The organism is Sulfuriroseicoccus oceanibius, assembly GCF_010681825.2.
GTDB classification, from domain to species: Bacteria; Verrucomicrobiota; Verrucomicrobiia; order Verrucomicrobiales; family SLCJ01; genus Sulfuriroseicoccus; species Sulfuriroseicoccus oceanibius.
In genome coordinates, this window is the sequence record NZ_CP066776.1 from 2,985,087 (window position 1) to 3,010,857 (window position 25,771).

General features: G+C 52.6%; 37 protein-coding genes. 29 read left to right on the forward strand and 8 right to left on the reverse strand.

The window, feature by feature from the left end:
* Positions 1–119 precede the first annotated feature (119 nt).
* The 29 genes from G3M56_RS11960 to G3M56_RS12095 all read left to right on the forward strand — a co-directional run bounded on the left by G3M56_RS11960 (position 120) and on the right by G3M56_RS12095 (position 18,455).
* Positions 120–635 (forward strand): hypothetical protein, encoded by a 516-nt coding sequence (locus tag G3M56_RS11960; protein ID WP_235203427.1) that lies wholly within the window; start codon positions 120–122, stop codon positions 633–635.
* Between the two features lie 51 nt (positions 636–686).
* Positions 687–1,181, forward strand: a complete 495-nt coding sequence (locus G3M56_RS11965; protein ID WP_235203428.1) for a hypothetical protein — start codon at positions 687–689, stop codon at positions 1,179–1,181.
* A 52-nt stretch (positions 1,182–1,233) separates the two neighbouring features.
* Positions 1,234–1,749, forward strand: coding sequence for a hypothetical protein (locus tag G3M56_RS11970; protein WP_164365768.1), 516 nt, complete (start codon positions 1,234–1,236; stop codon positions 1,747–1,749).
* A 317-nt stretch (positions 1,750–2,066) separates the two neighbouring features.
* Positions 2,067–2,300, forward strand: coding sequence for a hypothetical protein (locus G3M56_RS11975; RefSeq protein ID WP_164365774.1), 234 nt, complete (start codon positions 2,067–2,069; stop codon positions 2,298–2,300).
* Positions 2,301–2,363: 63 nt separating this feature from the next.
* The gene (locus G3M56_RS11980) at positions 2,364–2,762 is read left to right on the forward strand and encodes a hypothetical protein (RefSeq protein ID WP_164365757.1); all 399 of its coding nucleotides are present in this window, start codon (positions 2,364–2,366) and stop codon (positions 2,760–2,762) included.
* Positions 2,763–2,874: 112 nt separating this feature from the next.
* A complete protein-coding gene (locus G3M56_RS11985; RefSeq protein ID WP_164365756.1) occupies positions 2,875–3,036 on the forward strand; it encodes a hypothetical protein in 162 nt (53 codons plus the stop codon).
* A 775-nt stretch (positions 3,037–3,811) separates the two neighbouring features.
* Positions 3,812–4,180, forward strand: coding sequence for a hypothetical protein (locus G3M56_RS11990; protein ID WP_235203429.1), 369 nt, complete (start codon positions 3,812–3,814; stop codon positions 4,178–4,180).
* Between the two features lie 95 nt (positions 4,181–4,275).
* Positions 4,276–4,827 (forward strand): hypothetical protein, encoded by a 552-nt coding sequence (locus G3M56_RS11995; protein ID WP_164365754.1) that lies wholly within the window; start codon positions 4,276–4,278, stop codon positions 4,825–4,827.
* A 538-nt stretch (positions 4,828–5,365) separates the two neighbouring features.
* A complete protein-coding gene (locus tag G3M56_RS12000; RefSeq protein WP_164365752.1) occupies positions 5,366–5,890 on the forward strand; it encodes a hypothetical protein in 525 nt (174 codons plus the stop codon).
* Between the two features lie 271 nt (positions 5,891–6,161).
* Positions 6,162–6,458 carry a hypothetical protein gene (locus G3M56_RS12005; RefSeq protein ID WP_235203430.1) on the forward strand — a complete coding sequence of 99 codons (297 nt, stop codon included), beginning with the start codon at positions 6,162–6,164 and terminating at the stop codon, positions 6,456–6,458.
* A gap of 58 nt (positions 6,459–6,516) precedes the next feature.
* On the forward strand, positions 6,517–7,023 hold the full coding sequence (locus G3M56_RS12010) for a hypothetical protein (protein WP_235203431.1): 507 nt from the start codon (positions 6,517–6,519) through the stop codon (positions 7,021–7,023).
* Between the two features lie 120 nt (positions 7,024–7,143).
* Complete coding sequence (locus G3M56_RS12015) at positions 7,144–7,512, forward strand: hypothetical protein (RefSeq protein WP_235203432.1); 369 nt, start codon at positions 7,144–7,146, stop codon at positions 7,510–7,512.
* Between the two features lie 49 nt (positions 7,513–7,561).
* Positions 7,562–7,996 (forward strand): hypothetical protein, encoded by a 435-nt coding sequence (locus tag G3M56_RS12020; RefSeq protein WP_235203433.1) that lies wholly within the window; start codon positions 7,562–7,564, stop codon positions 7,994–7,996.
* 125 nt (positions 7,997–8,121) lie between these two features.
* On the forward strand, positions 8,122–8,622 hold the full coding sequence (locus tag G3M56_RS12025) for a hypothetical protein (protein WP_164365738.1): 501 nt from the start codon (positions 8,122–8,124) through the stop codon (positions 8,620–8,622).
* A gap of 557 nt (positions 8,623–9,179) precedes the next feature.
* Complete coding sequence (locus tag G3M56_RS12030) at positions 9,180–9,650, forward strand: hypothetical protein (protein WP_164365739.1); 471 nt, start codon at positions 9,180–9,182, stop codon at positions 9,648–9,650.
* A gap of 53 nt (positions 9,651–9,703) precedes the next feature.
* The gene (locus tag G3M56_RS12035; RefSeq protein ID WP_164365740.1) at positions 9,704–10,219 is read left to right on the forward strand and encodes a hypothetical protein; all 516 of its coding nucleotides are present in this window, start codon (positions 9,704–9,706) and stop codon (positions 10,217–10,219) included.
* 51 nt (positions 10,220–10,270) lie between these two features.
* Positions 10,271–10,687, forward strand: coding sequence for a hypothetical protein (locus tag G3M56_RS12040; RefSeq protein ID WP_164365741.1), 417 nt, complete (start codon positions 10,271–10,273; stop codon positions 10,685–10,687).
* A gap of 51 nt (positions 10,688–10,738) precedes the next feature.
* Positions 10,739–11,182 carry a hypothetical protein gene (locus G3M56_RS12045; protein WP_164365742.1) on the forward strand — a complete coding sequence of 148 codons (444 nt, stop codon included), beginning with the start codon at positions 10,739–10,741 and terminating at the stop codon, positions 11,180–11,182.
* Positions 11,183–11,797: 615 nt separating this feature from the next.
* Positions 11,798–12,355, forward strand: a complete 558-nt coding sequence (locus tag G3M56_RS12050) for a DUF6714 family protein (RefSeq protein ID WP_164365743.1) — start codon at positions 11,798–11,800, stop codon at positions 12,353–12,355.
* Between the two features lie 128 nt (positions 12,356–12,483).
* A complete protein-coding gene (locus G3M56_RS12055; RefSeq protein ID WP_164365744.1) occupies positions 12,484–13,044 on the forward strand; it encodes a hypothetical protein in 561 nt (186 codons plus the stop codon).
* A gap of 48 nt (positions 13,045–13,092) precedes the next feature.
* The gene (locus G3M56_RS12060) at positions 13,093–13,590 is read left to right on the forward strand and encodes a hypothetical protein (protein WP_164365745.1); all 498 of its coding nucleotides are present in this window, start codon (positions 13,093–13,095) and stop codon (positions 13,588–13,590) included.
* Between the two features lie 123 nt (positions 13,591–13,713).
* On the forward strand, positions 13,714–14,082 hold the full coding sequence (locus G3M56_RS12065; RefSeq protein WP_235203425.1) for a hypothetical protein: 369 nt from the start codon (positions 13,714–13,716) through the stop codon (positions 14,080–14,082).
* Positions 14,083–14,197: 115 nt separating this feature from the next.
* The gene (locus G3M56_RS12070; protein WP_235203349.1) at positions 14,198–14,692 is read left to right on the forward strand and encodes a hypothetical protein; all 495 of its coding nucleotides are present in this window, start codon (positions 14,198–14,200) and stop codon (positions 14,690–14,692) included.
* 52 nt (positions 14,693–14,744) lie between these two features.
* On the forward strand, positions 14,745–15,014 hold the full coding sequence (locus G3M56_RS12075; protein ID WP_164364422.1) for an Imm32 family immunity protein: 270 nt from the start codon (positions 14,745–14,747) through the stop codon (positions 15,012–15,014).
* A 206-nt stretch (positions 15,015–15,220) separates the two neighbouring features.
* Complete coding sequence (locus tag G3M56_RS12080) at positions 15,221–15,811, forward strand: hypothetical protein (RefSeq protein ID WP_164364421.1); 591 nt, start codon at positions 15,221–15,223, stop codon at positions 15,809–15,811.
* A gap of 83 nt (positions 15,812–15,894) precedes the next feature.
* Positions 15,895–16,263 (forward strand): SHOCT domain-containing protein, encoded by a 369-nt coding sequence (locus G3M56_RS14280; protein WP_164364420.1) that lies wholly within the window; start codon positions 15,895–15,897, stop codon positions 16,261–16,263.
* A gap of 50 nt (positions 16,264–16,313) precedes the next feature.
* Positions 16,314–16,874: an ankyrin repeat domain-containing protein gene (locus tag G3M56_RS12085; RefSeq protein WP_235203435.1), complete on the forward strand. Its 561-nt coding sequence runs from the start codon at positions 16,314–16,316 to the stop codon at positions 16,872–16,874.
* A 493-nt stretch (positions 16,875–17,367) separates the two neighbouring features.
* Positions 17,368–17,904, forward strand: a complete 537-nt coding sequence (locus G3M56_RS12090) for a hypothetical protein (protein ID WP_164364414.1) — start codon at positions 17,368–17,370, stop codon at positions 17,902–17,904.
* A gap of 197 nt (positions 17,905–18,101) precedes the next feature.
* Positions 18,102–18,455 (forward strand): hypothetical protein, encoded by a 354-nt coding sequence (locus tag G3M56_RS12095; protein WP_164364412.1) that lies wholly within the window; start codon positions 18,102–18,104, stop codon positions 18,453–18,455.
* A 109-nt stretch (positions 18,456–18,564) separates the two neighbouring features.
* Here the strand turns inward: G3M56_RS12095 and G3M56_RS12100 are convergent, their stop codons facing one another.
* The 8 genes from G3M56_RS12100 to G3M56_RS12135 form a co-directional block, all read right to left on the reverse strand.
* Positions 18,565–19,065 (reverse strand): LolA-like protein, encoded by a 501-nt coding sequence (locus G3M56_RS12100; protein ID WP_164364410.1) that lies wholly within the window; start codon positions 19,063–19,065, stop codon positions 18,565–18,567.
* Between the two features lie 483 nt (positions 19,066–19,548).
* Positions 19,549–20,334 carry a cytochrome c oxidase subunit II gene (locus G3M56_RS12105; protein WP_164364408.1) on the reverse strand — a complete coding sequence of 262 codons (786 nt, stop codon included), beginning with the start codon at positions 20,332–20,334 and terminating at the stop codon, positions 19,549–19,551.
* Between the two features lie 48 nt (positions 20,335–20,382).
* On the reverse strand, positions 20,383–20,586 hold the full coding sequence (locus G3M56_RS12110; RefSeq protein ID WP_164364406.1) for a hypothetical protein: 204 nt from the start codon (positions 20,584–20,586) through the stop codon (positions 20,383–20,385).
* A gap of 44 nt (positions 20,587–20,630) precedes the next feature.
* Positions 20,631–20,837 carry a hypothetical protein gene (locus G3M56_RS12115; RefSeq protein ID WP_164364404.1) on the reverse strand — a complete coding sequence of 69 codons (207 nt, stop codon included), beginning with the start codon at positions 20,835–20,837 and terminating at the stop codon, positions 20,631–20,633.
* Between the two features lie 25 nt (positions 20,838–20,862).
* Positions 20,863–21,177: a cytochrome C oxidase subunit IV family protein gene (locus G3M56_RS12120; protein WP_164364402.1), complete on the reverse strand. Its 315-nt coding sequence runs from the start codon at positions 21,175–21,177 to the stop codon at positions 20,863–20,865.
* A 48-nt stretch (positions 21,178–21,225) separates the two neighbouring features.
* Entirely contained in the window at positions 21,226–22,806 is a 1,581-nt protein-coding gene (locus G3M56_RS12125; RefSeq protein WP_235203436.1) for a cytochrome c oxidase subunit 3, read from the reverse strand.
* Between the two features lie 119 nt (positions 22,807–22,925).
* On the reverse strand, positions 22,926–24,764 hold the full coding sequence (locus tag G3M56_RS12130; protein ID WP_164364400.1) for a cytochrome c oxidase subunit I: 1,839 nt from the start codon (positions 24,762–24,764) through the stop codon (positions 22,926–22,928).
* 86 nt (positions 24,765–24,850) lie between these two features.
* Positions 24,851–25,735: a cupredoxin domain-containing protein gene (locus G3M56_RS12135; RefSeq protein ID WP_164364398.1), complete on the reverse strand. Its 885-nt coding sequence runs from the start codon at positions 25,733–25,735 to the stop codon at positions 24,851–24,853.
* Between the last annotated feature and the right edge of the window lie 36 nt (positions 25,736–25,771).

Genomic DNA, 25,771 nt, shown 5'->3' on the forward strand with positions numbered 1-25,771 from the left:
AGCACCACAACCGCCTGACCCGCCCCGGGTCGTGGAGTAGAGATGATTCGAACCTTTAACCATGAGTCGGAGTGCGGCTGCCGTCAGGCGGTGGGTGTGCTTTGACGTTCGCCAAAAAAATGCTCACCGCCCTGAAGAGAATATCTCTGGCCATTAAGCGCCTTTTTCTGGCACTCGCAGGGGCACTAGGCGGCGGAGTGGTAGCTATCCTCCTTTCGCTACTCCTTTTCCATCTTCGCACTACGTACGCTCTGGATATCTCCCCCCTGGGGACCAAGATAACGATCCTAAGTCTAGCCTGTATCGCTGCCGGTATAATTGCGCCGAGACATTTTGCCATGTTCTTCATCGCCCCCTTGAGCTGGATCTTGAATGCAGACGATTCAGGAGGAGGTGCGCCATTAGAGACAGAGACATCCACGTCCACATTCATGCTAAATGTTTCCTATATGCTGGGTTTGGCGCTCTTTCCTGTCGGGACGCTTTTTTCCCTCCCATGGATAGCCGGAATCGGCTTTGCGGGAATCCTCATTTTCTCGCTCGGGGTCTTCCGGTTCGGGTTAGGAAATCCCGTCGGCGAACAAGCCGGCGCAGCCAACCGCGATAACGCTGGATGTTGTTCGGAAGATCTGTAGGCTTTCACAGTTGCTAGGCGCGGTTGTCTGGCCTTTTACGTTCTACCAAAAATGAGGATCTCCATACCAATCATCTTGCTCTTGGTTGGAACCACCCCGCTCTATTCGGATGATATCTGCGATCCGTTCAAGGCGCACGATCCTCAAATGGTGTCCGACTGCCAAGCCTCCGATAAACTCACCTCGATCTTTACCTGCATATCCAGTGGGACGCTCCAAGGCAGCGAGATCAGTTCTCGATCCACCGCGATCATCAGCACGATTTCGAAGTTCCACGAAAAGAACCACCGCGTACCGCATACGCTTGCCGAACTACGATCATTCGCCAAGTTGCATGGGTTTGACCTACTCGATCTGCAGCGACTTAGTCAGGTCGTGTTCGATGACGGCATGTTCCACTATTCGGCGACCTACGCGCGCGGGACATTAACACTCTCACATCTTCCGGATCGCCTTTGGTCCTCGGCACCTTTGGATATTCCTGAGGTAGAACAAGTCGGCGCAGCCAACCGCGATAACGCTGGTGATTGCTCGCAAGATATGTAGGCTTTCATCGTTGCCAGGCGCGGTTGTCTGGCCTTTTACGTTAGCTCAGAAAATGAAACTCATTACATTGCTGGCTTCATTTGGCGCGCTTGCTTACAGCTCGTGTGTTCCCTACAGAACCTCAGTTCAGCAAGAACAGATCTTAGCTACCAGAGGGGATGAGGTAATTGTAGAGAAAACTATTAGACAGGATATGATCGTGCTGGCAAATCCGGATGGAGGATCCAGCGGTCATTTGCATCATGATAAGTACTACCTGAAAAAAGGTGAGAAAGAGACGCCCTTGAAAAAATTGAGCATCCCATACATGGATGCTCCATACAAAAAATTCTATCCGATATCAGGTTCAAATCGATGGGTATATGTGGCACAGAAAATTGCATCTGCAGGTCGCATTGACAATCACGTTGTAGTCTTCAATGAAAGTAAGGTTTATGACGAGTTCGAAGTGAATAACTGCAAACGAAATCAAGGTGATTGGGGGGTATCACTGCGCGACGATAAAATTGTATTTTTTGGAGAAAGAGAGCTGACATACAACCCGACAACCAATCAGTTTGAGAATTAGACCCACGTGTAAAAGCCAGCTAACAAGACGTGGCTAGCAACAGGCTACCCGCCGCGGATCGAGGATTCGGCACAGCTAACCATTAACCTTGAAATCAAAGTGCGCCCTCTGGCAGCCTGTGCCCGCACTTTACGTTCTGTCCAAAAATGAACACTGCAGTCCAAGCGGCCCCAATACTCGTTTATGTGGCGTTGGGGATTTGCTTCGCTGGAAGGTGGGTCGTGAAGCCGCCTCCCAGCATACGAAAGTATCCCCGAAAATTGAGAATCGCGGTACTCATTCTGGGATGTTGGATCGGAGCTTTCATTGCGTCCTCCATGTCGAACAAGATTGGATTGATCCTAGCCGGAAGCTTTGCTTACGACGTGGGAGCCGAGCCTCCGTATGGTGTGATGCATGACGGTGTTGGCAGCAATATCGTGAACCTGTTGTTTGGGTGGGCTGCCGGATTTCTGTTTTGGGGCATCGCAACGTTGATCTGGAAAAATCGTACAGAACAAGTCGGCGCAGCCAACCGCGATAACACTGGATGTTGTTCGCAAGATCTGTAGGCTTTCATCATTGCCAGGCGCGGTTGTCTGGCCTTTTACGTTAGCCCAAGAAATTTGCCGCCCATGGAGATCCTCTTCGACTTGCGAAGCCAACCAGAATCACCGCTCGTGGATTTGGCGAATAATCGCCTCAGAAAGGAGCGTCCGGATTACTTGGAGCGATTTGGAGCGATAGGATCGGCGGAGTGGTGGGCGCACTTTGATGCGGGATCGATCTGCCGAACCATTCACTCTGGTATTATAACGCACCTCGGGATTGCCGAGGACACCAACCATCCTGAGGGGGAAGACATCATTCGGATTTCAACCGATAGACGAGACATCGAATACGACAGAGAAGGTTTCTGGCTGCGTGACGAGATTGCTATTGGAGATCAAGTTGAGATCACGAAGGTGCAGGTTGTGACCCCCAACTGCACCACAATCCTTGACGTCAAAGTGACCCGGAAACCAAAGGGCTAACAAGTCAGTGGTGGCAACGGCGGACAGCGCCGCTAGTTCGCTTCGCTCTAGACGCCCTTTCCCCGCCGTGCCACACTTCAAACGTTCGCTAAAAATATCCCAATATCTAATTATGAAAAGCATTGCAGGAAGCATCCTTGTATTAGCAGCTGCCATACTGCTGCAGCCCGTAATTGAAAATTTTAGTCGCATGGGAGAAGCCATGCTGTTTGCTGTTCCGGTATTGATATTTGCTGTTGCCTACCTGATCGCAGGATTAAGGTCAGAATCCTAGACCTGTTGTTTAAACGCGGCTAATAGGGATGATAGAATAGAGGCTTTATCCATTTGATATTTGATTATTGAATACTCTTGGAGTGCTTTTCAGGGACTCGAAGTCTTATGAAATTAGGGATTGTGAGCTTACGGGAATTTTATCGTCATTATATAATCTAAGCGAACAAGTTGGCGCAGCCAACCGCGATAACGCTGGATGTTGTTCGCAAGATCTGTAGGCTTTCACAGGTGCCAGGCGCGGTTGTCTGGCCTTTTACGTTCGGCAGGAAAAATTGAGCGTGACGAGCAAAAACCACATCGAGCCCTTTCGGAAGGCTCTAGGCTCTAACTGGGAGCAAGAATTGGAGCGCGATGAATGGTTCTTCGCACACCTCACGGAGAACATACTTGCCGGATTGTCACCTGGGGATGCGTTTTCTGCGATTGACGAATTAGTAGAGCTTCTGCGGGAGCAGAATGACCCTACTGTGAGATATTTCTGCGGAGTCCTTCTCCTTGGTCTTGTTCGACGTTCGGATACTACGGAGATGCCCCGCGATCTTCGCGATGCTTGGAGTGAAGTTGAGGACCTTTTGAGAGAGTATTCAGATCTCGTGGATCAATTGAGAGACTGGTATCGGCGATCATGAGCACTAGACAAAAATTCGCCGAACAAGCCGGCGCAGCCAACCGCGATAACGCTGGATCTTGTTCGCAAGTTCTGTAGGCTTCCCCCTATTGCTAGGCGCGGTTGTCTGGCCTTTCACGTTCGGCAAGAAACTCTCGAGATGAGAATGCTTCCCTACATCCTCAGATATGGCTATCGCGAAGCCCGTGAGGAAAGACTCAATGAGTGGACTGCATCAAGAGAACGCGGATTCCTACAAAACCTCGTTAGACGCTACAGCCTTGCTTTCATTGCTGTGGCTGTCGTTTCAATCTGGCGTGAGCGAGAGGCTGGCGAGACACTTATCAATAGCTTAAAGAATTCGGGGCGTACTCTCGTGCCCTTCTTCGTAGCGTTCGTGTCAGCTGCCTATTTCGTATGGCGGGCAACCGAGAAGGAATGGAGGGCGTGGAAAGCTCTAAAAAACCAAAACAAAGCCGAACAAGTCGGCGCAGCCAACCGCGATAAGGCTGGTGGTTGTTCGCAAGATCTGTAGGCTTTCACCGTTGTCAGGCGCGGTTGTCTGGCCTTTTACGTTCTGGCAAAGAAATGAGACACCTCCTACCCATTGTCATCTTCCTGCTGGCGTCCATGTCTCTCCACGCGAGCGGCAATTCAGAGTTGACCGTTATCGAGCGAGAGATCCGGCAGGTCATCGACAAGTCCGATTGGGAGATTTCAAGAGATCCTAGCGGACTTACCCTGATCAGAAGAGGCGTTACCCTTATGAATCCCAAATCAGCCGCATTCTCTGGACCGGACGAGGACATCTGGCTGAAGTATTCGTTCAAATCAGACTATAGGATTACAATTACAGTCGGACCAAAGATTACTGAGGACGACTATCGCGAATTGACCCGTATGCGTAATCACTGGAGAGGAGTTCGGGGCTCAGTTATACCCGAATCCCTCGATAGGAATGCGCCTGGACCAATCCAATTACCAAAGCATCATATCGGCTGGGTCGCGGTTTACGTGGACGGCACCGATGATCAGTACGAGGTGCGCCCTGCCTCGATCGTTGCCACTCGAGGACGGATCATGCAGCTGTTGGAGAGGACATGCCAAGAATATGAACAGAAGCCAGAACAAGACGGCGCAGCCAACCGCGTTAACGCTGGTGATTGTTCGCAGGATCTGTAGCCTATCAACAGTTGCCAGGCGCGGTTGTCTGGCCTTTTACGTTGTGTATGAATAAATGAAGAAGGAGCGGCTATCGGGGTGTAACGAATACCGCAACGCGGAAGACGTGCTTGCTGGATTAGACTGCCTGAACGAAAAGGAGAAGCGACTGATCTGCCGCAAAGCGAACTCAGGGCGGTCTGCGGTGTTCTGCGGGACCGCGTTGATCTTAGCTGGCCTTCTATATCTGTTCACCTACAGGGATAGCGTAGAAGCATGGCTCAAATTCGCCGAGATGGACCCGACCGAGAGAAGCGCCCTCCACTATGGATCAATGGTTTACTTAGGCGGGGCATTCCTCGGCTCGATTTGGACAGTGTTTGGTCTGCATACCATGCTGCAAGCCCGTTCCAATCGATCCGTTAAGTTGCTCCTAAAAGCATTAAGTACACAACAAGTCGGCGCAGCCAACCGCGATAACGCTGGATCTTGTTCGCAAGATCACTAGACTTTCACAGTTGCCAAGCGCGGTTGTCTGGCCTTTTACGTTGTGCAAAGAATGACTGGGCCAGATCAGATCGCAGAGGTGTTCGGAATTTTCCACGATGGCACCATTACTGCTGGATTGAAGCCTGGATCACCCCATGAACTAGTGGTGGAGATTGAGTACCTTGCGGAGCGTATTAGTGAAGATTTCGAGCGGTTCACAATCCGTCTGAACGGACTTGAAGCAGCCCGATTTCTTCCATGGGTCGATGAAGATTCGGCCGCAGCCTCCGTCATCACCGATTTTAGCGAGATTCTCGGAATGGATCTTGAGATATTGAGTGCGGCAGTCAGGGACGCGACGGTTATAGTCACCTGCAATCAGAGCATGCCACGATACGGGTACAGTGGAGGGTTCCTTGAGATCACCGCTGATGGATGCCAAGTCTTCGATGAGGCCGGACTTGAGCGGTCGTTGGAAGAGCTACGAAAGCTTGCTGATGATTATTGGAGCGATTGGCAAGCTCGAAAAACACAGGCACAACAAGCCGGCGCAGCCAACCGCGATAACGCTGGTGATTGTTCGCAAGATCTGTAGGCTTTCACAGTTGCCAGGCGCGGTTGCCTGGCCTTTGACGTTCGCCCCAAAAATGCTCACCGCCCTGAAGAGAATATCTCTGGCCATTAAGCGCCTTTTTCTGACACTCGCAGGGGCACTAGGCGGCGGAGTGGTAGCTATCCTCCTTTCGCTACTCCTTTTCCATCTTCGGACTACGTACGCTCTGGATATCTCCCCCCTGGGGACCAAGATAACGATCCTAAGTCTAGCCTGTATCGCTGCCGGTATAATTGCGCCGAGACATTTTGCCATGTTCTTCATCGCCCCCTTGAGCTGGATCTTGAATGCAGACGATTCAGGAGGAGGTGCGCCATTAGAAACAGAGGCATCCACGTCCACATTCATGCTAAATGTTTCCTATATGCTGGGTTTGGCGCTCTTTCCTGTCGGGACGCTTTTTTCCCTCCCATGGATAGCCGGAATCGGCTTTGCGGGAATCCTCATTTTCTCGCTCGGGGTCTTCCGGTTCGGGTTAGGAAATCCCGTCGGCGAACAAGCCGGCGCAGCCAACCGCGATAACGCTGGATGTTGTTCGGAAGATCTGTAGGCTTTCACAGTTGCTAGGCGCGGTTGTCTGGCCTTTTACGTTATCTCAAAATATCCCTATGACGATCGACTGGAATGCGTTCGAATCCGCCGTTGTTGAAGTTTGCTCAAAGAGTCTCGCCTATCTCGATGCCAATGCCACCGAGGACAGCATATATGGATTTGGTATCGAGGGCGGTATAGAACAAGGACGCGTTTTTGTCAGCGCTAACACTGTTTCCGCTCGAAGCTCGGACACCGAGTGGTGGCTGCCCGATTGGAAGCTAACCTATATTGATGAGCGTTTGGGGGACGACTCTTGTGACGAGCTTTTTGCGCCATTTGCAGAGCCATTCGATGAGATCGTTTCGGGCGTCTCGGAGGAGATGGACTTCGATGTGCTGTGCAGACACTTTCGCCTCAGTTGCTTGAAAGCTCTACGGGCTATCTCAAGCGCGATCAAGGACTACGATTTTCCAAGGTCGCCTGACTTCACGCTTGTCTACATGGACGAGGCTGAGGCGTTCTATCAAGGTGATGACCAGATTGAAGCGGCGATACGCGAGTTGGAATCAACCGGGAGATAACAAGTCGGCGCAGCCAACCGCGATAACGCTGGTTCTTGCTCGCAAGACCACTAGACTTTCACAGTTGCCAGACGCGGTTGCCTGGCCTTTTACGTTCGGCAAGAAACTCTCGAGATGAGAATGCTTCCCTACATCCTCAGATATGGCTATCGCGAAGCCCGTGAGGAAAGACTCAATGAGTGGACTGCATCAAGAGAACGCGGATTCCTACAAAACCTCGTTAGACGCTACGGCCTTGCTTTCATTGCTGTGGCTGTCGTTTCAATCTGGCGTGAGCGAGAGGCTGGCGAGACACTTATCAATAGCTTAAAGAATTCGGGGCGTACTCTCGTGCCCTTCTTCGTAGCGTTCGTGTCAGCTGCCTATTTCGTATGGCGGGCAACCGAGAAGGAATGGAGGGCGTGGAAAGCTCTAAAAAACCAAAACAAAGCCGAACAAGTCGGCGCAGCCAACCGCGATAAGGCTGGTGATTGTTCGCAAGATCTGTAGGCTTTCACCGTTGTCAGGCGCGGTTGTCTGGCCTTTTACGTTAGCAATAATGAAGACTCGAATCATGGCGATATCCGCAGTCACTATGATGGCAGCTCTTCTCGTGGGTATTTGGCACAGGTCGCCGATCTTCCCTGAATCCCAACACGGGAAGTATTTGATGGTGGGCTATGGGCGCGACGTAGGCGATGGAGAAGAAGGCGGCATGAAAGTCATGGTTGGCCTTGATCAAGGCCGAGGAGTATCTCACAAGACCGTTTACTCTTCAGGAACCACTGGGGAAGGCGTCGCAACCTTCAGGGTTCGGGATGCTACCGACGACCATTTCGCTGTGGAGTGGAACTTCGACTATGAGTCGAGTGTCACCGGCAAGTATTCAAAGTCTGGTTACTACGTCCTTTCGTATGAAACACATCCTCCAGATCAAGGAAGGATCGATCTATCCGAGGGGTATTTCATCGTAGTGAGGGTCGAGAATGAATAATTTTCTTTCGCTAACAAGACAGCGCTGGCAACCGCGATAAGGCTGGATGTTGTTCGCTAGATCTGTAGGATTTCGACAGTTGCTTGGCGCGGTTGCCAGGCCTTTACGTTCTGCAAAAAATTCATATGCTCGTTGTAGAACTCATTCATTGGCTCTTCATTCCCTTTGTGGCTTGGGGAGTCATCAAGCGGGGCAAAGCTGTTCGGCCACGGGATGGAAAGAAGCTTGAGATCTGCGCGGCATCTTCCGCAGCAATGCTGATCTTGAATTCTGATCTATGGAGCCTATTGCTTTGGAACGTATTTGGGATCCCATACAGTGGTTTTTGGGGTGGATCCGGCAGCAGTGAACTTCTGTCTTTCGGGTATAGCTTTGTCATCGTAGTTCTATCCATTGTCGGAATCCGAAGAATTAGACGGAATGCGGGTGGATTATACGGTTTTTCCTACGCGGTTCCCGGTCTGATTTTAGGCTTGGGCATTGTCTGTTTTTGGCTGTGGATCGGTTCTATGTTTTTTTTCGGCTTGGACCTAATCATCCCGACGTGGAACCGCAGTCACTTACCTGCAGAACAAGTCGGCGCAGCCAACCGCGATAAGGCTGGTGGTTGTTCGCAAGATCACTAGACTTTCACAGTTGCCAGGCGCGGTTGTCTGGCCTTTTACGTTCGCCAAGAAAATGACACTGAAAGAGGAGCACTACTACTGTGACAAGAGCAGTTGTCCCAAGTGGTGTTTGTGCGGAGGGCAAGGGCCATTGATTCTGCTAAGCTGTGAAGCATGTGGAGCGATTATCGCATGTTGCGGACAGACGGATCATTACATCGGCTACTATTCCAGCCCAGTGAGCCAAGGCATCGAGAGAGCAGATCCCGAGATTACTGATTACGCCTGCCCCAAGTGTTCGGATCGGCTAGATTCTCATTACTACGCAAGTGCCGATGAGCTTGCCAGATTCGGTTTCACGCCGGGTGTTTTGAGGCAGTATGTGGGGGCTCCGGAGTATTTTGTGGATTGTCAGACATGGACCACCAAGCAGGAACAAACCAACGGCGAACAAGCCGCGCCGTGACAACCCCTACCAGCCGCCCTGTTTCGATGATCTCCCGTAATTACAACATAAACCCCGTGATCGACGTGCGCCGCCGCTGGTAGGGGTGCACGCGCTCTACGTTCGCCCAAAAATGAGTGTACTCACACGTGTACAGGATGCTTTTCGCTCAGCGAAAGGACCAGCTTTCTACAAGTTCTCTTCCAACGGCCATTTTTACAACGATGACATAGGGGCTGAGATCGAGTCTGCTCTATTGAACCTCGATCCCAGCGACCTGACTAAGGATGACATTAACCCTGATCCACTGGCAGAATTCTTGCCGAGCTGGACCACAGATCAAGGGCTAAGATGGTTGATTCCTGGTATTGTGAGAGTCGCCTTGGAACCTGGAGCCGAGTCACCAGAGATTCTCGATGATCTTTTTTCCGAGCTGCGAAAACGGCTCAAAGATGACCCTGAGTTCCTTTCCCACGAGGAGTGCCAGCTATTGGACGAGGCATATGAGCAGTCATGGTCTGCCGTTTTTCCGTATAAACCGATGGCGAACAAGCCGGCGCTAGGCAACCGCGATGGGGCTGGTGGTTGTTCGCAAGACCTGTAGGCTATTCACAGTTGCTTGGCGTGGTTGCCAGGCCTTTAACGTTCGCCCCAAAAATGTTCACCGCCCTGAAGAGAATATCTCTGGCCATTAAGCGCCTTTTTCTGGCACTCGCAGGGGCACTAGGCGGCGGAGTGGTTGCCATCCTCCTTTCGCTACTCCTTTTCCATCTTCGCACTACATATGCTCTGGATATCTCTCCCCTGGGGACCAAGATAACGATCCTTAGTCTAGCCTGTATCGCTGCCGGTATAATTGCGCCGAGACATTTTGCCATGTTCTTCATCGCCCCCTTGAGCTGGATCTTGAACGCAGACGATTCAGGAGGAGGTGCGCCATTAGAAACAGAGACATCCACGTCCACATTCATGCTAAATGTTTCCTATATGCTAGGTTTGGCGCTCTTTCCTGTCGGGGCGCTTTTTTCCCTCCCATGGATAGCCGGAATCGGCTTTGCGGGAATCCTCATTTTCTCGCTTGGGGTCTTCCGGTTCGGGTTAGGAAATCCCGTCGGCGAACAAGCCGGCGCAGCCAACCGCGATAACGCTGGATGTTGTTCGCAAGATCTGTAGGCTTTCACAGTTGCTAGGCGCGGTTGTCTGGCCTTTTACGTTCGGCAAAAAATGAGAAGCTTTAGCAAATTATCCCCGTACAGAAAATTTCTTTTTATCCTTGGAGCTGTCCTGATAGGAGCTGGGATCGGAAATTTAGTTAAAGGGTATAGAGATAGAAACGACTATATCGACCCTTTAAATGAATTGGTTTCTAAATCGTTGAATGGTCACTCCAAATATTATGATACAGATGGGCAAGCAAAGGTTCATATTGAATTAACGCAGGAGGAAACACATTTTTTGGCAGTCCACCAACTCTATGAAAAGCGATTTCAAACTAAACTGACGAGAATGCCATTTTGGGTAAATCTGGTAGTTATTGTAATTGGGGGTTATGTCCTAGCATTGTCTTTGGGAACAAAACTAGCCGAACAAGCCGGCGCAGCCAACCGCGATAACGCTGGTGATTGTTCGCAAGATCTGTAGACTTTCATCGTTGCCAGGCGCGGTTGTCTGGCCTTTTACGTTCTGCCGAAAATGAAGAAGCTGCTTCAGTTGATCCTTCTCGCGATGATTGCGCAATACGGCCTATTGGCGGCAGATGGAGACAATCCACCCAAGTCTTACGACGGTGGATCCAAGCATGTGATTGACCGGAATACTCCCCACCTTCATAGCACAGGCAAGCTTTGGGAATGGAGAATGTGGTATATCTCCAAAGGCACTAGGTCCGAAGGGCTTCATGGGGAGCTAGTGATCAACGGCAAGATCAGAACGGGAGCAAAGACCGGCGAAAAGTTTGAGTCGGACGGCAAAGCCTGGATTTGGCACGGCGCATGGGATGGCCGCAAGCAGCTTTTCTCCAAGTCTGGTTGGCTTCCAGAAGATCTCAGCACCGTCTACCCCAGTTGGAACCTAAAGGCAGAACAAGTCGGCGCAGCCAACCGCAATAACGCTGGCTCTTGTTCGCAAGACCACTAGACTTTCACAGTTGCCAGGCGCGGTTGTCTGGCCTTCGACGTTCGGCATAGAATGAAGAAACTAGCCATTCGCATCCTATCTGCACTGCTGGCGATTTCCTTGCTTAGTTGGATCACTTATACAATCGCGAGGGCTGGTGACCAGAATACTCCTAGTGGAATGTATTCGAGTTTCGAGTTTTTTGGACATGCACACGCGGATGTCATAGAGTTCGAAAACGGTAAAGTTATGTGGAGAAGCTGTTGCGGTGATGAATCGTATGGATCATACCACCAGGAGCCGGATGGAAGATGGATATGGATCTATCAGAAGGAGTTGCAGCCTGCAGATCAAAGCGAATGGCGTCTATCGGATCCCATCAGATTTGTGATTGCTCCGGAGAGATTCGCGATCACAATCGAAGCTGAAGACAAGAGTATCAGGCCGCTGAGAATGCCTCGACGAGTATTCGAGAAGATTCCTCTCTGAATAAAACCAATCCAGCCGAACAAGGCGCAGCACCCGACCGCCTGACCTCACTGATGTTGGATTTTGAATGACCACTAGAACCTTTAAACCAAAGTCTACGCGAGGCTGCCATCAGGCGGCTCGTGTGCTATGACGTTGTGCCAAGAAATGAGACGGACGACACAAGCAGAGATTGATGACATGCGAGCTCGCGGTTTCGACGCCGAAACGATCCGACAAGCGGAGTTCAGCGAGAAGCGCACTGCCGTAGCAGACAGCCTATGCGACAAAGTGGCGGAAGCCTTTGCCAACGTTAAACTTGGGGACGGAGTGGGTCTGTTTGAAGGGCAAGCGATCGATAACTACGAGACAGCCGAAGTTCGACAGCAGATGCGAAAGAAGGACGAGAAGGAAGTCTGGAGCCAGATCGAATCGAAGCACTTGAACGCTTGCCATAGCAGCTTGAGCTTCTTCGATTCCCTTGGCATGAGGTTTCACCTTCCCGCGTTCATAGTTGCCGACCTAAAAGGCGATTATGGGATGGGGATGGAGTTCACACTGACACATCTCGATGACTACAACCGCAAGAAATTCGGTCTTCTCAGCCCTCAGCAGCGTCAAGTAGTGAGAGAGTACCTTCAATTCCTTAGGCAAGATCCCGATTCGGAATTTTACTACGATGATATCGACCGAGCGTTAAACGAATATTGGAAGGAGCTAGAGTGAATAGGAATCAACAACGGGCACAACAAGTCGGCGCAGCCAACCGCGATAACGCTGGATGTTGTTCGCAAGATCACTAGACTTTCACAGTTGCCAGGCGCGATTGTCTGGCCTTTTACGTTGTGCAGAAAATGCCCCGGAAATTCCATTACCTAGCCGCAGTACTGGCGATATTTACGACTCAAGCACCGGCAGAAGAAATCACTCTTCATAAGTTCACATCGAAAGGTTGTGACATTGCTTGGGGAGCAGAAGATGACTTTGAGGAAACATCATCAATTGGCTTCTACAAGATTGGCGAGGAAATCACAAAGATCGATGACGAAGAACTACGGAGCTTAGAGAAACTGCACGCAAAAGCTATAATCCACGATGAATCGATGGATCCACTTTACGGTCCAGGGTTCAGTTACTTGGCGAAGGATTCTAAGGGCGATGTTTACCACATCTATTTGGAATACGTGGAGGGGCACCAGTCTTTGAATGGGTTTCGGTGTAGGATCTGCAGACTTCAACCGATCGGGAATGTTCCTGGTGTTTATGTCAATCCGGCATCGACCAATACCCCTTCAGGTGGGAGTTGTTTTGATAAGACACTTCTTAATCACCTGATAGCGACAATGAAATCGCGGGCACAACAAGACGGCGCTGGCAACCGCGATAGGGCTGGTGATTGTTCGCAGGATCTGTAGCCTATTCTCCAGTTGCCTGGCGCGGTTGCCAGGCCATTTACGTTAGCCATGAAAATACTCATTGGAATTTTCTGCGTATCCGCCCTTAGTTTGTTGATCTTGGCGTGTTCCGATCCCCCTCGCGCGAGAATTCTTGAAGTACGAACAGAATTAGACTCTGCTCTCAAACTAACTGCTCGACCTTCAGGAGCAGCTTTCGGAGGAACGATTGGTGACGATACTATCGAAACTGACCGGGAGTATGCAATGTGGACGATTCCCAGTGCGGAGAGCGACCCCGAAAGCCTATTCGAGCGACTCAAATCAGAGCTTCCTGATATTCTGAGCGAGGAAGGCGCCGAGGTCGTTTCATCAAGCCACGGTGTAGGTGGAGGCTTTATTCCTGAATCACAGGAAGAAGGTGCATACACAAGTACTCATTCAATCGTCTATTTTTACGGAGGAGGCACAGGCTTCATCGACTGCTTTTTCGTTCGTTGTCAGTCCACTAAGGAATCAGCAAGAATCGGTATGAATCACATTTTCATCCCCAAGCTGAGTCGTTAAAACATGAGGCTAACAAGTCAGCGCAGCCAACCGCGATGACGCTGGATCTTGTTCGCAAGATCACTAGACTTTCACAGTTGTCAGGCGCGGTTGTCTGGCCTTTTACGGTTCTGCAGAGAAATCATGACCGGTCCATACCACTTCGAACTCAACGCGAATGGTCGATGCGGCACGATTAAATGCACGAAGGGCAATCTGGTTCTGGAACTGGATTGGGAGATGTCTGGAGTTCCAGGCAAGGACATCCTCCTCACGCCAATGGATCTCACTCACTGGGTATCGGGAGAGGCCGTCGCGAAGGCGGAGCAAAGAATCCTTTTGGAACACCTTCGGACTTGGCTTGCTGCGAAGAAGACTCGCGCGGACATTGATCGCCCTACGATGGAGATTGAGCACTCAGCGAAGTGCGCCTGGAGTGATTGCGAGGAGCCGTCGCTGAAGGGCTTCGCGTATTGCGGCACCCACTACGACGACACGCTCCTAAGGAAATGAAGATGCAGAACAAGTCGGCGCAGCCAACCGCGATAACGCTGGATCTTGTTCGCAAGATCATTAGACTTTCACAGTTGCCGGGCGCGGTTGTCTGGCCTTTTACGTTCTACCAAAAATGAGGATCTCCATACCAATCATCTTGCTCTTGGTTGGAACCACCCCGCTCTATTCGGATGATATCTGCGATCCGTTCAAGGCGCACGATCCTCAAATGGTGTCCGACTGCCAAGCCTCCGATAAACTCACCTCGATCTTTACCTGCATATCCAGTGGGACGCTCCAAGGCAGCGAGATCAGTTCTCGATCCACCGCGATCATCAGCACGATTTCGAAGTTCCACGAAAAGAACCACCGCGTACCGCATACGCTTGCCGAACTACGATCATTCGCCAAGTTGCATGGGTTTGACCTACTCGATCTGCAGCGACTTAGTCAGGTCGTGTTCGATGACGGCATGTTCCACTATTCGGCGACCTACGCGCGCGGGACATTAACACTCTCACATCTTCCGGATCGCCTTTGGTCCTCGGCACCTTTGGATATTCCTGAGGTAGAACAAGTCGGCGCAGCCAACCGCGATAACGCTGGATGTTGTCCGCAAGATCTGTAGGCTTTCATCGTTGCCAGGCGCGGTTGTCTGGCCTTCGACGTTCGGCAATGATATGAAACTACCTGAAATCAACGCTACCCTCGAGAAACTGGTAGACCCGTTGAAACAATGCATAGAAATCGCGAGGACAGGATCAAAGGGTGAGGAAGTTGCTATATTCGCTAATCGCGAGGGATTGATTCAGATTGCCGCATATTGTCTGGACCTTGCTGAGCGCGAGTCAGAAGGAGCGCATTACCATTTCGACGAGACTTCTGTAGACGCAGCGGAAGTGCCGATGGTCATCACCTATAAGAAAAGGCCGAACAAGGCGGTGGACTGAACTGCTATGAGCGAGGAGCGGCGATCGCATGGGCCGTTGGAGCATTTATTGTGATAGTGTCGCACCTCACGGCCAATCAAAGGAATCCAAGTGGCCGAACAAGTCGGCGCAGCCAACCGCGATAACGCTGGTGATTGTTCGCAGGATCTGTAGCCTATCCACAGTTGCCAGGCGCGGTTGTCTGGCCTTTAACGTTCGCTAAAGAAATGAAGTCTCTCCTGCTGACATTATTCGTCGTCCAGATTAGTACGGCGGATTGCCATGCCGAAGACGCGCAGTTTCGATTTCACCGGGCAGTCGGAGTCACGGGGTTGGCATGTGAAGTTTCTGATGGTGCCGGCAACAGAACTACGATCAAGTTTGCAGACGAATCGAACCCCAAGGCTCAATTCCTACTGGATTCACTATTGAGCAATGAAGGCGTTTGGGGGGCGATCAGTCCTAAGGTCGACCCCAGAGGAATAATCTGGGATCAAGGCATAATCCTGAAAGGCGAATTCTCCTCTGAAGAGAAGATTACTCCATACATCGAGAACGGAGCCGCGCAGGAGCCCTACAGAGAGTTCAAGCTCTCAGGTATCAAAGTGCAGATGCCGTTCGCACAATGGATTCAGACTGATAAGGAAGATCCTATCTCATCGCCTTATGTTGTGATTTATCACCTGTCCCTTGAGTCGCTATTTCCGAAGGGGCTATCATACGAAGGAGTTCCATTGGATCTACGCGGCTACGAAACAAAATCGAAAAGCGAACAAGGCGCGGCTGGACAACCCGCTACTCGCCCCGAGTCGAAATGATCCTTTTTACTACAACCCTCAACCTTGTTCCGACGCAGCGCTGCCAGTAGCGGGTGCCAGCGCTCGGACGTTCTGCAATAAAAATGAGCCTTACCGAAGACATCGAGAAGCTAGTTACACTTCGAGATCGAGGTGACCTCACGGAAGAAGAGTTTCGTGAAGCGAAGGCACGGGTTCTATCAGACAAGTCGGCATCTGCCCCCGGGGATCCGCCGGAGAATCCAAGCTCTACCATTCCGACAATCACGTCGAATCAATGGTGGGTAGTCTTCGGGTCATTCGCGGGCAATGTTCTATATCACACCATTGTGAGAGGTGATGCGACTCGTGGTTTCCTGGTGGGCACAGTTGCAGCTGTCCTGATATTCTGTGCGTTTTGGGTGATCCAAGCTCTTAATAATACACAGCAGAACAAGTCGGAGATGGCGACGCCGAGAAAGCCGTCTGATTAAATTCGGGGCTTCCCACCGGCGCCGCCATTCCTATAACGTTGGGCAAGAAAATGAAACACGACTACCTTGCTATCATGGAGCTAATTCGCACAGCGGATTTCGAGGCGATGGCCGAACTCGCAGAGTGTTGGGACGATTTTCCGAGCGGCAAAGATGACTTGATCGGCAGGCATTGGATCACGAACGCCATCGACTGTGGCAGCTCGGAAGTCGTAGCGTGGATGCTTTCTCATGGGGCTTCTGTCCCGATTGAGGTCGATGATGGATACTCCGTGCTCCACAGCGTGATTGAGCGCAGCAATGAAGACAAATATGAGATGATGAGGATCTTGATTGATGCGGGCGCGGACGTGAACGAGATCGGAATTCATGGATATGCGCCAGCCCATCAGGCGGCAGTGAGGAACGACGTTGAAGCTCTCAAGATTCTTCACGAGATCGGCGCAGACTTCAGACTTCGGACGACCGTCGATGATTATGCGACGCCGCTAGAAGAAGCCCGCTCTATGAACCAACGAAATGCCTCTGAGGCTATCGACTTTCTCCAATCACTCGAAGAGGAACAAGAAGCCCAACAAGCCGTGGGTGGCAACGGCGGACAAGCTCACTAGTTCGCTTCGCTCTGGACGCTCGACGTCGCCGTGTCACCACTCAGACGTTGTGCCAAAATACCTCACCGCTAATACCTGATGACTACTTTGCAGATAGCGCTCATTACGGCTGGCTGTGCATTTGCGGCAATCGGCGCTCTTTGCATGATGATTCGTCAGAGCACATCCGATGATTCTTCGGCCGCTGCAGACATTGATTTCATAGCTTTCGGGGGCTTCTTCTCGATCATTACAGATATTTTACGAGCACTCCGAAATTGCTTCAGACGACCATCTCGAAAGAATGCGGCCGAACTATTGCTCTTTTTCGGAGTTGGATTGCTAGCTTTGGCATTTGTCGTTGCTTAGATCGCGGGCTTACTCGCGTCTGAGAATCGAGTTGCACAACAAGCCGGCGCAGCCAACCGCGATAACGCTGGATGTTGTTCGCAAGATCTGTAGGCTTTCATCGTTGCCAGTCGCGGTTGTCTGGCCTTTTACGTTCGCTACAGAAATGAAGATTCCCACGGAAGTTTTACTAGCGATGAGCGTTCTGGGAACGATCAAGACGAAAGATATTGTCGACTGGGCCGTTGAGTCAATGGTTGCCGGTCTTGATTCAGACTCTTTGCGGATCTTGGCAGGGTTCGACGAAGCCGACTCGATTTTTGAACTGGGAGAATACTTTTCGAAAGTGAAGTCCGAATTGGACCTTCGGGAGCCGCAGAAAGATGAGGCGATCCGTATTTTCTCGGTACACCTCGCCAAAGCGATCTTGGAGGAGGACAGCGACTACGTGCGGCTTGTCTCCCAAATTTCTGAACTCTGCTCCGCGAATGATTACCCCGAATGCCTAATGGAATGGTATTGGCTGGATGATGGCCTTTTGGACGTTCGCGCCGGAAGCTATCCCTTTGGGTTCCAAGAACTCTACGAGGCCGATGCAAGAGAGATCACTAATCGAGTCGCGAAGGTTTTCATCGAAAAGCAAAGCGAACAAGTCGGCGCAGCCAACCGCGATAACGCTGGTGATTGTTCGCAAGATCTGTAGGCTTTCATCGTTGCCAGGCGCGGTTGTCTGGCCTTTTACGTTCTCCTAAAATGAAACACTTCTCGCTACTCTTCCTGTTAAGCATCTTAAGTTCATTATTTCTTACTGCCGAAGTAATTAATCCTAGAGTCAGACAATACTTCGACACAATGAAGGATCACTGCATCAATAGAAGAATCAATCAATCAGTCAACCTAATGACCGATCCATTCAAGATTCATTTTACTAGACCTGATGGACAAGTAGAACAACTCGTGCAAAGTCGAAAGGATCACAAAAACTATTTACTACAATTCTTATCTGCAAGACCAGACTACAAGTACGAGCATGAGATATTAGAAGGTTATGTACGTGAAGATGGATCAGCATTCGGAAAAATCAAAGTGACTCAAAGCTACACAGAGAATGGGAAGTTTATAGTAACTGAAGCGATTGAAACCCTAGAACTGAAAGCTGTCGGCGACGACTTTCAAGCCACTAAGATGACAGTAGTTGTCAAAGTGTTACAAAATGAGCCAGTACAGGATGAAGTTAATCCATCAAATCCATAAATTGTCTCTGGTCGGCTTCAAGAGTGAAGCGCAACACTAGCGCTTTATTAACAATTCGTGAACTACTCAGACTCCGGGTATGCTGTGCAAATCTGCTTACGCTGAAGAACTATGGCAACTCGAACAGAGAGCGATCTACCGGCTGGTTGATGGCTAGGTTTTCGATCGTGCGCTCATGACCGCTGCCGGTGGCTTTTGTGCCGATTGTCACGGTGTCGAAGGTCTTGAAGTCAGTCATCTCGAACTGTTGTTTGCCGTCTGGTGCGTCGATGACGACGCGACGGATCCTATACTGAGTTGGATCGACGAACATCCGGAGTTTGCTCTCCCCTGTTTGTGCGACCACCACGTGACAGTGCGCTCCATTCACGTTTTGCAGGCCGGGCTCCAGCACGACTAAATCGAACTGATCATGCGAAATCAACCCTAGCGCGGCGAAGAAGGTTTGCCTTGCTTCCGCCAATTCGCGCGGGGTCGATCGATCTGAAATGAGGTTCCCCTGCTCTTGTTCCCAATGGCTCTCACTGTCGATGTATTTGCGGTAGCGATGGAGGGTTTCACCGGATGGCTGCTCGACTGATTCAAGCTCCAAATAGAACCGGTCCGGCATCACGTAGACGAACTTCTGGCGTGTTTCCTAGAACACGGGACTCCCAGGGGTGCTCTGCACCACCTTGATCGTGAAGGTCACGCTTTCTGCATTCTCGATCCGGTTCTCAGGATCGGTGGCGTGGGCGACACTCTCTAGCAGGGTCTCCGCCGTCATTGGCGGAGCTGCATCATCCGCGGCGTGGGCTTGGTTGCCTAGTGCAATGACACAGACTGAGGCAACGAAAGTCGATGTAGATAGGAACTGAAACACTCGACTCCGGGCACTTCTGCCGAATGTGCGGCATGTTGAGCCGACCGAAAAAATACCATCCGTGTTGATCATCACGCATAGTTTAGTTCGGATCGAATTCGACTAACAAGAAGACTCCCACAGCTCCAGCATCACAACGCTCCCCTTTCACCCACCGAGTGTGGAATCGGCACAAAAAAATGCGCCCATCCGGCTAGTGCTGGATGGGCGCATTGGAAAAAGCAGAGCGTCTTAGTTACCGACGGTTGCGACGACCTCGGTGGTCGCTGCTGGTGCGGCTTCTTTGCCGCCACCTTCGAACTCAGCCACAAACTTTTCGTTCGGCACGACGGTGAGGATACCGGCCATTGCGGCGTGACCTGATCCGCAGAGCTGGCCACAGACGATGTCGAAGTCACCCTCTTTGATCGGGGTGAACCACATTGGAACCTCCATGCCTGGGATGGCGTCCTGAGCGATACGCATCGATTTGATAGCGAAGTTGTGGATCACGTCCTTGGAGGTGACGTAGACGATCGCCGGGCGTCCTTTTGGAAGGGTCAGCTGACCGCGGATGATGTCATCGGCACCGTGGCCTTCACGGCTGAGGCCGATCTGGGCTTCAGGCGATGCTCCGGAGACTTTGTTGAAGTCGAACTCCCCGAACTTACCGTCCGGACCTGGGTAGTGAAGCGCCCAGCCGAACTGGTAACCAATGGCACGCACGCGGACGGTGTCATCACCGGTTGGGTAGTTGTCGACACGCTCGCCCCAGAGACGGAATGCGAATCCGAGAAGGAGGATGGCTTCGACGAGGACCACACCGATTTCCAAGTGCGACGACGCATGCGAGCGCACGCCGATGTAGCTGGCTTTCGGGTTGGCTTTGCGGTTGAAGCGGAACAAGCAGAAGACGAAGAACGTCGACCATCCGACGAGGAGGATGGCGATGAACCAGTTGAGGAGCTCCATCATCTGGTCGACAAGCTGACCGTGTTCGGAGGCAAGTTCCGGGAGACCAAGGGCTTCGTTAATCACAGTGATTCGAGGTGAATGGTTTGAGTAGAGAGATGCGCAAGCCCGCGATTAGAGGGCGTCGTGCTGGTCGCCGTACTTTTTGGCACGACGGACGAGGTTGAAGATCATTGCGAAGAGTCCCGCCATGACCACACCGACGATTCCGACCATGAACAAAATGGCATTGCCAGCGGCGATATTCAGCTGGTGGCCTGGGGCACCCATGCAGGTGAAGCAGGCGAGCAGATCCGGAAGCAGAGTAAGGTTCATCATAGGAATGTGGGTCTGGGTTTGGAGAATGAGGCGGGACGTTCGGCTTAGTCGGCAAAGCGGCGCATTTTGAGCGCGAATACGATGCCGTAGGCGACCAGCAGGCCACCGGCGATGGCACCGATCCAACCGCTTGCGGTCATCCACTCGGCAGCATCCGGGCCGTAGCCGCCGCTGAACACGAACGCCGCGTACAGGAAGGCGCAAAGGGCTACGAAAATGATAAAGCAGAGATGGAATTGACGAAGGGACATGGGATCGGTGGGTTCGATGTGGGTCTTACGGGTTCAGACTGGTCCAAGGGATGTCAAAGAAGTGCCAGTTGGTAAGCGCCATCACCGCGGCGAAGAAGACCGCCGAAATCACGAGGAAGAAATAAATCAGCTTCTTCTCATGATTGAGGTGCATGAAGATCGCCGCCACGCAGGTGGCCTTGACCGACGCAATCACCAGACCGACGAAGATGTTCATCGCGTGGCTACCAAAGTGGTACTTGGAAACCGCAACGGTCAGCACGGTGAGCACCATCAGAATGCCGCCCACGATCATGTAGGCTTTGACGTGCTTCTTAACTGCTTCTGGACTTTCTGCCATAGGAGTAGATGTGAAGATTAAAGATACGAGGGACGGGCCCAAATTGGATTACAGGAGGTAAAGAACTGGGAAGAGGAAGATCCACACCAAGTCCACGAAGTGCCAGAACAGACCGCCGACTTCGACTCGGTTGGCGAGGTGGTCCGGATCCCGCTCGTACATCTTCTTGCCGGTGAAGAGGAAGTAAGCGAGAACGATGGCGCCGCCGATCACGTGCAGAGCGTGGAGACCGGTAAGCAGGAAGTAGGTGGCGTAGTATGTGTTCAAGCGCGGGGTGAAGTAGGACGAGAAGATGACGTCCTTGCGCTCGAGCTCGACGACTGGGAGGCCGTGGTCATCGAACTGCTGGTCGCCGTGGGCTTCCGCGTGGTCGTGACCGAGCTTGAGGTAGTAGAGCTGCTTGGCGACGAGGTGTGCGCCATTGGCTTCCTTCTCAAGAGCAGCATCGTACTGCTTTTTCCACTGCTCATAGAGGAATGGCTGCTCCTGGGCAAATCCGGACGCTTCGATCTTGGCGAGCATTTCGTCGCGATCGTACTCGTTGGCAACTGGCGAGAGACCACGCAGGTCGACACCGTCCACGCTGAGGATCAGCTCACTTTCGTCGGCGACGAACTCACCTTCGACGGTGGTACCATCGCTGAAGACGAAGCCTTTCTCGGTCCAGCCGGTGTCGCGGTTACGCACGGTGGCGAGATCCACGGAGAGGTTCGGGTTGGCAGGGTCGAGCACGAGCGTGGTGCGCTCGGCGAAGAACAAACCGAGGACCTGAGCTTCGGCCTTTGCCTTCTCCAGAGCGTCGACCAGTTCGCGGTCGATGTTGGTCACGCCCTCTTCTTCGAGGCGGGTGATGGTTCCGGCCAATGCGCGGCGGTCATTCTCAGCGCGGAGGTGGCGTTCACGCACATCGCGCTGGGCGTCGAGCAACTGCTCCAACTGCTTCCAGTCGGTGAACTCGAGTTCGACTTCCTGGGCGTCCAGGGATTCGCCATTGAGCACATTGGCGACGAGAGGATCGGTCACCTTGTCACCCGCATTGGCAACGACCTTGCCGTCTTTGACCGTGATGCCGACATCGCCCACAGTTTTGACGGTGAGCTTGAGCTTCGAGCCTTCGCCGAGGCTGTCGGTGAGGTAGCTCACGTCGCCGCCGTCGAGAGGCAGCACAGCTTTGGTGCCCTTGTAAACGATATCGGTGTGATCTTCGTCCTTGGCATTCGGGTCGTGGAATGCGTGCCCCTCGTAGACCACGCCGGTGGTGGTCTCAGCCGAGATGTGACCGAACTTGGCCTTGTACTCGACAGTCTTGATGCAGCAGAACGCCAGCGCGCAGAGGATGGTGATCGCCATGTACAACTTGAAGCGACCGAACTGGCGGAGCTTCAGCGAGGCGTGCGCCATCACGACGGTGATCGACGAGAAGATCAGGACGAACGTGTTGGTAAGACCCAAGCCGATGTCGAGCATCTGGTCAGGCCACGGGTAATCCGCGCCGAGACGCAGGAAGATGTAACCGGAGAACAGACCACCGAAGAGCATGACCTCCGAGGCGAGGAACAACCAGATACCGATCTTCGAGTTGTAGAGACCGGTGTCAGGACGAGGTTTTACGTTGAACGGAATTTCCATGATGGAAGTGAGGGAGGAACCAGAACCTGGTCGGGTTGATAGGCGTTGTCGGCGGTTATCTGGCAATCATGCCGGTGATTGGCTGCGTCGAACGCGAAATGGAATTAGGGAGTTGGGACTTACTTCTTGTTCGATTTAGGCTCTTCCCACTGAGGTGAGTAGTCCTTGTCTTCTCCTGGCACGGAGTACTCGTATGGTCCGCGATAGACGACCGGCTCGAACTCGAAGTTGCCGTGGCCCGGAGGCGTTGGGGTGGCCCACTCGAGGGTGGTGGCGTTCCACGGGTTGTCGGACTTCACCTTTTTACCCACGAAGGCACTCGAGAAGAAGTTGATGATGAATGGGAGCTGGAAGATTGCCAGTGCCCAGACCGCCCATGAGATCACCTCGTTGAGCCAGAGGTAGTCAGCGGTGTGCTCGTAGGAGATACCACCGTTGTACCAGCGGCGGTGGAAACCTGCGATGCCCTGAATCATCATCGGCATGAACACGACGTTGATCGCGATAAGCGATGGCCAGAAGTGCAAGTGACCGAGGAATGTGTTCATGTGACGGCCAGTCGCCTTAGGGTACCAGTAGTAGATACCGGCGAAGAGACCGAAGATCACACCAGGAGCCACCACGTAGTGGAAGTGGCCGATCACGTAGTAGGTGTCGTGAAGGTAGAGGTCGGTCAGGTTGAATGCGAGTGGCAGACCGGTGAGACCACCGAATCCGAACATCGGAAGGAACGCGCACGCCCAGAGCATTGGGACGGTGAAGCGGATCGATCCACCCCACAGCGAGATGAGGAGCGAGGTCAAAAGGATGACCGACGGCACCGAGATCAGCACGGTAGTGGTTTGGAAGAAGGTCGAGATCGCGCTGCCCATACCGGTGAGGTACATGTGGTGCGCCCAAACGATGAACGAGAGGAACCCGAGGACGAGAGCACCGTAGACCATGCTCTTGTAGCCCCAGAGCGGCTTACGGGTGTTGTTCGGAATGATCTCCGCCACGATCGAGATCGCAGGAAGGAGGAGAACGTACACCTCAGGGTGACCGAGGAACCAGAAGAGGTGCTGGTAAAGCAATGGAGAACCACCGCCGGAGATGTTCATCACTTCGTTGTTCACCGAGAGGCCGGATGGCAGGAAGAACGACGAGCCGAAGACGCGGTCCGAGAGCTGCATCAGACCAGCCACTTCAAGTGGTGGGAAGGCGAGCAGGAGAAGGAATGCGGTGACGAGCATGCCCCACACGAAGAATGGGAGGCGGAACCAGGTCATGCCCTTGGCGCGCAGGTTGATGATGGTGGTGATCACGTTCACCGATCCGAGGAGCGACGAAGAGATGAGCAACACCATACCGAGGAGCCACCAGGTCTGACCAGTCATCCACTGGTTGGCGACGTGGTATTCCTGAACGGTGCCAAGCGGCGGGTAGAAGGTCCAACCGGTCGAGGCAGCGCCCGATGGAAGGAAGAACGATGCGAACATGAGCAGACCACCAGCGAGGTAGATCCAGTAGCTCATCATGTTGAGTTTCGGGAATGCCATGTCCGGCGCACCGATCTGGAGCGGTGTCACGTAGTTACCGAAGGCACCGAAGCCGAGAGGCACCACGGCGAGGAAGACCATGATCGTTCCGTGCATGGCACCGAACATATTGTAGAGCTGGCCGTCAACGACGCGTCCGCCGGTCGATTCACCGACAGGGATCCAGCGGTTGAGCCAGTCTTCACCGAATACGAAGGTGAGCCATTCTGGCAGTGCCTGGTCGGGATAAGCGATGCTCCAGCGCATCACCATCATGAGGAAGAATCCGACCAACATGAAGAGCATCGCGGTGATGCCATATTGGATCCCGATCCACTTGTGGTCGGTGGAGAAAATGTATTTTCGCACAAACCCGACGTGGTGGTCGTCATGGTGGTGATCCGCGGCGTCAGCCGTTTTGTGATGAGTCGAATCGGACATGGTAGTTTCTCGTCGTGACTAAGTAAATCTAGGAATCGAACTATGCAGAATATCAAGCGCGACGCAAGGTACGCTCTCGGGAAAGTTTACCCGTTTTGATGCGCAGGCAGCATGGCCTGTGATGCATCGAACTCGAAATCGAGCTCAGCGGAGCCCCCGGTGATGCGCAGGCTCTTGCGCAATGGCTCAGCAAACTGGCTGTGCCAAGCGATCACTTCGTAGTCGCCATCAGGCAACTCTCCGTGGATCGCAAAGGTTCCGTCCTCCTGGGAGACGGCGTAAAATCCGGAGTCGTGGACATAGACCCAGCTCCTCATCCAGCGGTGCAGGTCGCACTCGACGCGGTACACACCCGCGGCCGGAAATTTGTGCAGATTCGTCGAATCAGCGGGCTGGCCGTAATTCTTGATGCTCGCACCTTTATCGAAAGTTCCCATCTTGTGCGCATCGATGCGCACGTTGTGGAAGGTTTGGTCGGAGTTTTTAAAGACGACTCCCTCGCCAGCAGCGACGGCGACCACGTGTGGGTCGTAGCAGCAACCCGCCTGGTCCATGAAGGCAGGACGTGGGTCGACCGATCCGCCGGACTGCCCGACAATTGCGATCACCACGTCGGCGAGCGCCTTGTTCTCCCCTACCGACCAGTTCTGAGTCTTGATCGGCTGGTACTTGCTGCAATAGCGGTCATTGCGCACGTCCCACTCCGAGTCCGGAGTTGGAACCTCACCGGCGAGGGTTACGCGTCCGGTGAGAACCACAGGTGCCGTGGCGATGACGTCGGCGGAACGCAAATCGTTGCCGAGATCGACATCGGCGATGGCGACGGTCTCGCCACTCCCTCCCCCGCAGGATGCGGCGAGCATCACAGCGCAAAGCGCGCCCCCGAGACGGGAAACCCGACTCGAGAATGCGCGCTGAGTGATGGATGCGAGGGTTGTCATCGTGCCGGGGCGAACAATCGGAAATTTCATGCGGGGGTGAGTCATTCACCCCCGGAATTATTTCAT

What these genes read in the sequence shown, in the direction of transcription:
- G3M56_RS12045 (WP_164365742.1), top strand. Translation starts at nt 10,739, where the DNA reads ATGAAGAAGCTGCTTCAGTTGATCCTTCTCGCGATGATTGCGCAATAC.
- G3M56_RS12060 (WP_164365745.1), top strand. Translation starts at nt 13,093, where the DNA reads ATGAAAATACTCATTGGAATTTTCTGCGTATCCGCCCTTAGTTTGTTG.
- G3M56_RS11980 (WP_164365757.1), top strand. Translation starts at nt 2,364, where the DNA reads ATGGAGATCCTCTTCGACTTGCGAAGCCAACCAGAATCACCGCTCGTG.
- G3M56_RS12030 (WP_164365739.1), top strand. Translation starts at nt 9,180, where the DNA reads ATGAGTGTACTCACACGTGTACAGGATGCTTTTCGCTCAGCGAAAGGA.
- G3M56_RS12120 (WP_164364402.1), bottom strand. Translation starts at nt 21,177, where the DNA reads ATGGCAGAAAGTCCAGAAGCAGTTAAGAAGCACGTCAAAGCCTACATG.
- G3M56_RS12065 (WP_235203425.1), top strand. Translation starts at nt 13,714, where the DNA reads ATGACCGGTCCATACCACTTCGAACTCAACGCGAATGGTCGATGCGGC.
- G3M56_RS11985 (WP_164365756.1), top strand. Translation starts at nt 2,875, where the DNA reads ATGAAAAGCATTGCAGGAAGCATCCTTGTATTAGCAGCTGCCATACTG.
- G3M56_RS14280 (WP_164364420.1), top strand. Translation starts at nt 15,895, where the DNA reads ATGAGCCTTACCGAAGACATCGAGAAGCTAGTTACACTTCGAGATCGA.
- G3M56_RS12035 (WP_164365740.1), top strand. Translation starts at nt 9,704, where the DNA reads ATGTTCACCGCCCTGAAGAGAATATCTCTGGCCATTAAGCGCCTTTTT.
- G3M56_RS12135 (WP_164364398.1), bottom strand. Translation starts at nt 25,735, where the DNA reads ATGAAATTTCCGATTGTTCGCCCCGGCACGATGACAACCCTCGCATCC.
- G3M56_RS12055 (WP_164365744.1), top strand. Translation starts at nt 12,484, where the DNA reads ATGCCCCGGAAATTCCATTACCTAGCCGCAGTACTGGCGATATTTACG.
- G3M56_RS12095 (WP_164364412.1), top strand. Translation starts at nt 18,102, where the DNA reads ATGACCGATCCATTCAAGATTCATTTTACTAGACCTGATGGACAAGTA.
- G3M56_RS11995 (WP_164365754.1), top strand. Translation starts at nt 4,276, where the DNA reads ATGTCTCTCCACGCGAGCGGCAATTCAGAGTTGACCGTTATCGAGCGA.
- G3M56_RS12130 (WP_164364400.1), bottom strand. Translation starts at nt 24,764, where the DNA reads ATGTCCGATTCGACTCATCACAAAACGGCTGACGCCGCGGATCACCAC.
- G3M56_RS12100 (WP_164364410.1), bottom strand. Translation starts at nt 19,065, where the DNA reads ATGCCGGACCGGTTCTATTTGGAGCTTGAATCAGTCGAGCAGCCATCC.
- G3M56_RS12080 (WP_164364421.1), top strand. Translation starts at nt 15,221, where the DNA reads ATGAAGTCTCTCCTGCTGACATTATTCGTCGTCCAGATTAGTACGGCG.
- G3M56_RS12070 (WP_235203349.1), top strand. Translation starts at nt 14,198, where the DNA reads ATGAGGATCTCCATACCAATCATCTTGCTCTTGGTTGGAACCACCCCG.
- G3M56_RS11990 (WP_235203429.1), top strand. Translation starts at nt 3,812, where the DNA reads ATGCTTCCCTACATCCTCAGATATGGCTATCGCGAAGCCCGTGAGGAA.
- G3M56_RS12090 (WP_164364414.1), top strand. Translation starts at nt 17,368, where the DNA reads ATGAAGATTCCCACGGAAGTTTTACTAGCGATGAGCGTTCTGGGAACG.
- G3M56_RS12005 (WP_235203430.1), top strand. Translation starts at nt 6,162, where the DNA reads ATGTTCTTCATCGCCCCCTTGAGCTGGATCTTGAATGCAGACGATTCA.
- G3M56_RS12025 (WP_164365738.1), top strand. Translation starts at nt 8,122, where the DNA reads ATGCTCGTTGTAGAACTCATTCATTGGCTCTTCATTCCCTTTGTGGCT.
- G3M56_RS12110 (WP_164364406.1), bottom strand. Translation starts at nt 20,586, where the DNA reads ATGATGAACCTTACTCTGCTTCCGGATCTGCTCGCCTGCTTCACCTGC.
- G3M56_RS12015 (WP_235203432.1), top strand. Translation starts at nt 7,144, where the DNA reads ATGCTTCCCTACATCCTCAGATATGGCTATCGCGAAGCCCGTGAGGAA.
- G3M56_RS12020 (WP_235203433.1), top strand. Translation starts at nt 7,562, where the DNA reads ATGAAGACTCGAATCATGGCGATATCCGCAGTCACTATGATGGCAGCT.
- G3M56_RS12075 (WP_164364422.1), top strand. Translation starts at nt 14,745, where the DNA reads ATGAAACTACCTGAAATCAACGCTACCCTCGAGAAACTGGTAGACCCG.
- G3M56_RS11965 (WP_235203428.1), top strand. Translation starts at nt 687, where the DNA reads ATGAGGATCTCCATACCAATCATCTTGCTCTTGGTTGGAACCACCCCG.
- G3M56_RS11970 (WP_164365768.1), top strand. Translation starts at nt 1,234, where the DNA reads ATGAAACTCATTACATTGCTGGCTTCATTTGGCGCGCTTGCTTACAGC.
- G3M56_RS12000 (WP_164365752.1), top strand. Translation starts at nt 5,366, where the DNA reads ATGACTGGGCCAGATCAGATCGCAGAGGTGTTCGGAATTTTCCACGAT.
- G3M56_RS11960 (WP_235203427.1), top strand. Translation starts at nt 120, where the DNA reads ATGCTCACCGCCCTGAAGAGAATATCTCTGGCCATTAAGCGCCTTTTT.
- G3M56_RS11975 (WP_164365774.1), top strand. Translation starts at nt 2,067, where the DNA reads ATGTCGAACAAGATTGGATTGATCCTAGCCGGAAGCTTTGCTTACGAC.
- G3M56_RS12115 (WP_164364404.1), bottom strand. Translation starts at nt 20,837, where the DNA reads ATGTCCCTTCGTCAATTCCATCTCTGCTTTATCATTTTCGTAGCCCTT.
- G3M56_RS12085 (WP_235203435.1), top strand. Translation starts at nt 16,314, where the DNA reads ATGAAACACGACTACCTTGCTATCATGGAGCTAATTCGCACAGCGGAT.
- G3M56_RS12125 (WP_235203436.1), bottom strand. Translation starts at nt 22,806, where the DNA reads ATGGAAATTCCGTTCAACGTAAAACCTCGTCCTGACACCGGTCTCTAC.
- G3M56_RS12050 (WP_164365743.1), top strand. Translation starts at nt 11,798, where the DNA reads ATGAGACGGACGACACAAGCAGAGATTGATGACATGCGAGCTCGCGGT.
- G3M56_RS12010 (WP_235203431.1), top strand. Translation starts at nt 6,517, where the DNA reads ATGACGATCGACTGGAATGCGTTCGAATCCGCCGTTGTTGAAGTTTGC.
- G3M56_RS12040 (WP_164365741.1), top strand. Translation starts at nt 10,271, where the DNA reads ATGAGAAGCTTTAGCAAATTATCCCCGTACAGAAAATTTCTTTTTATC.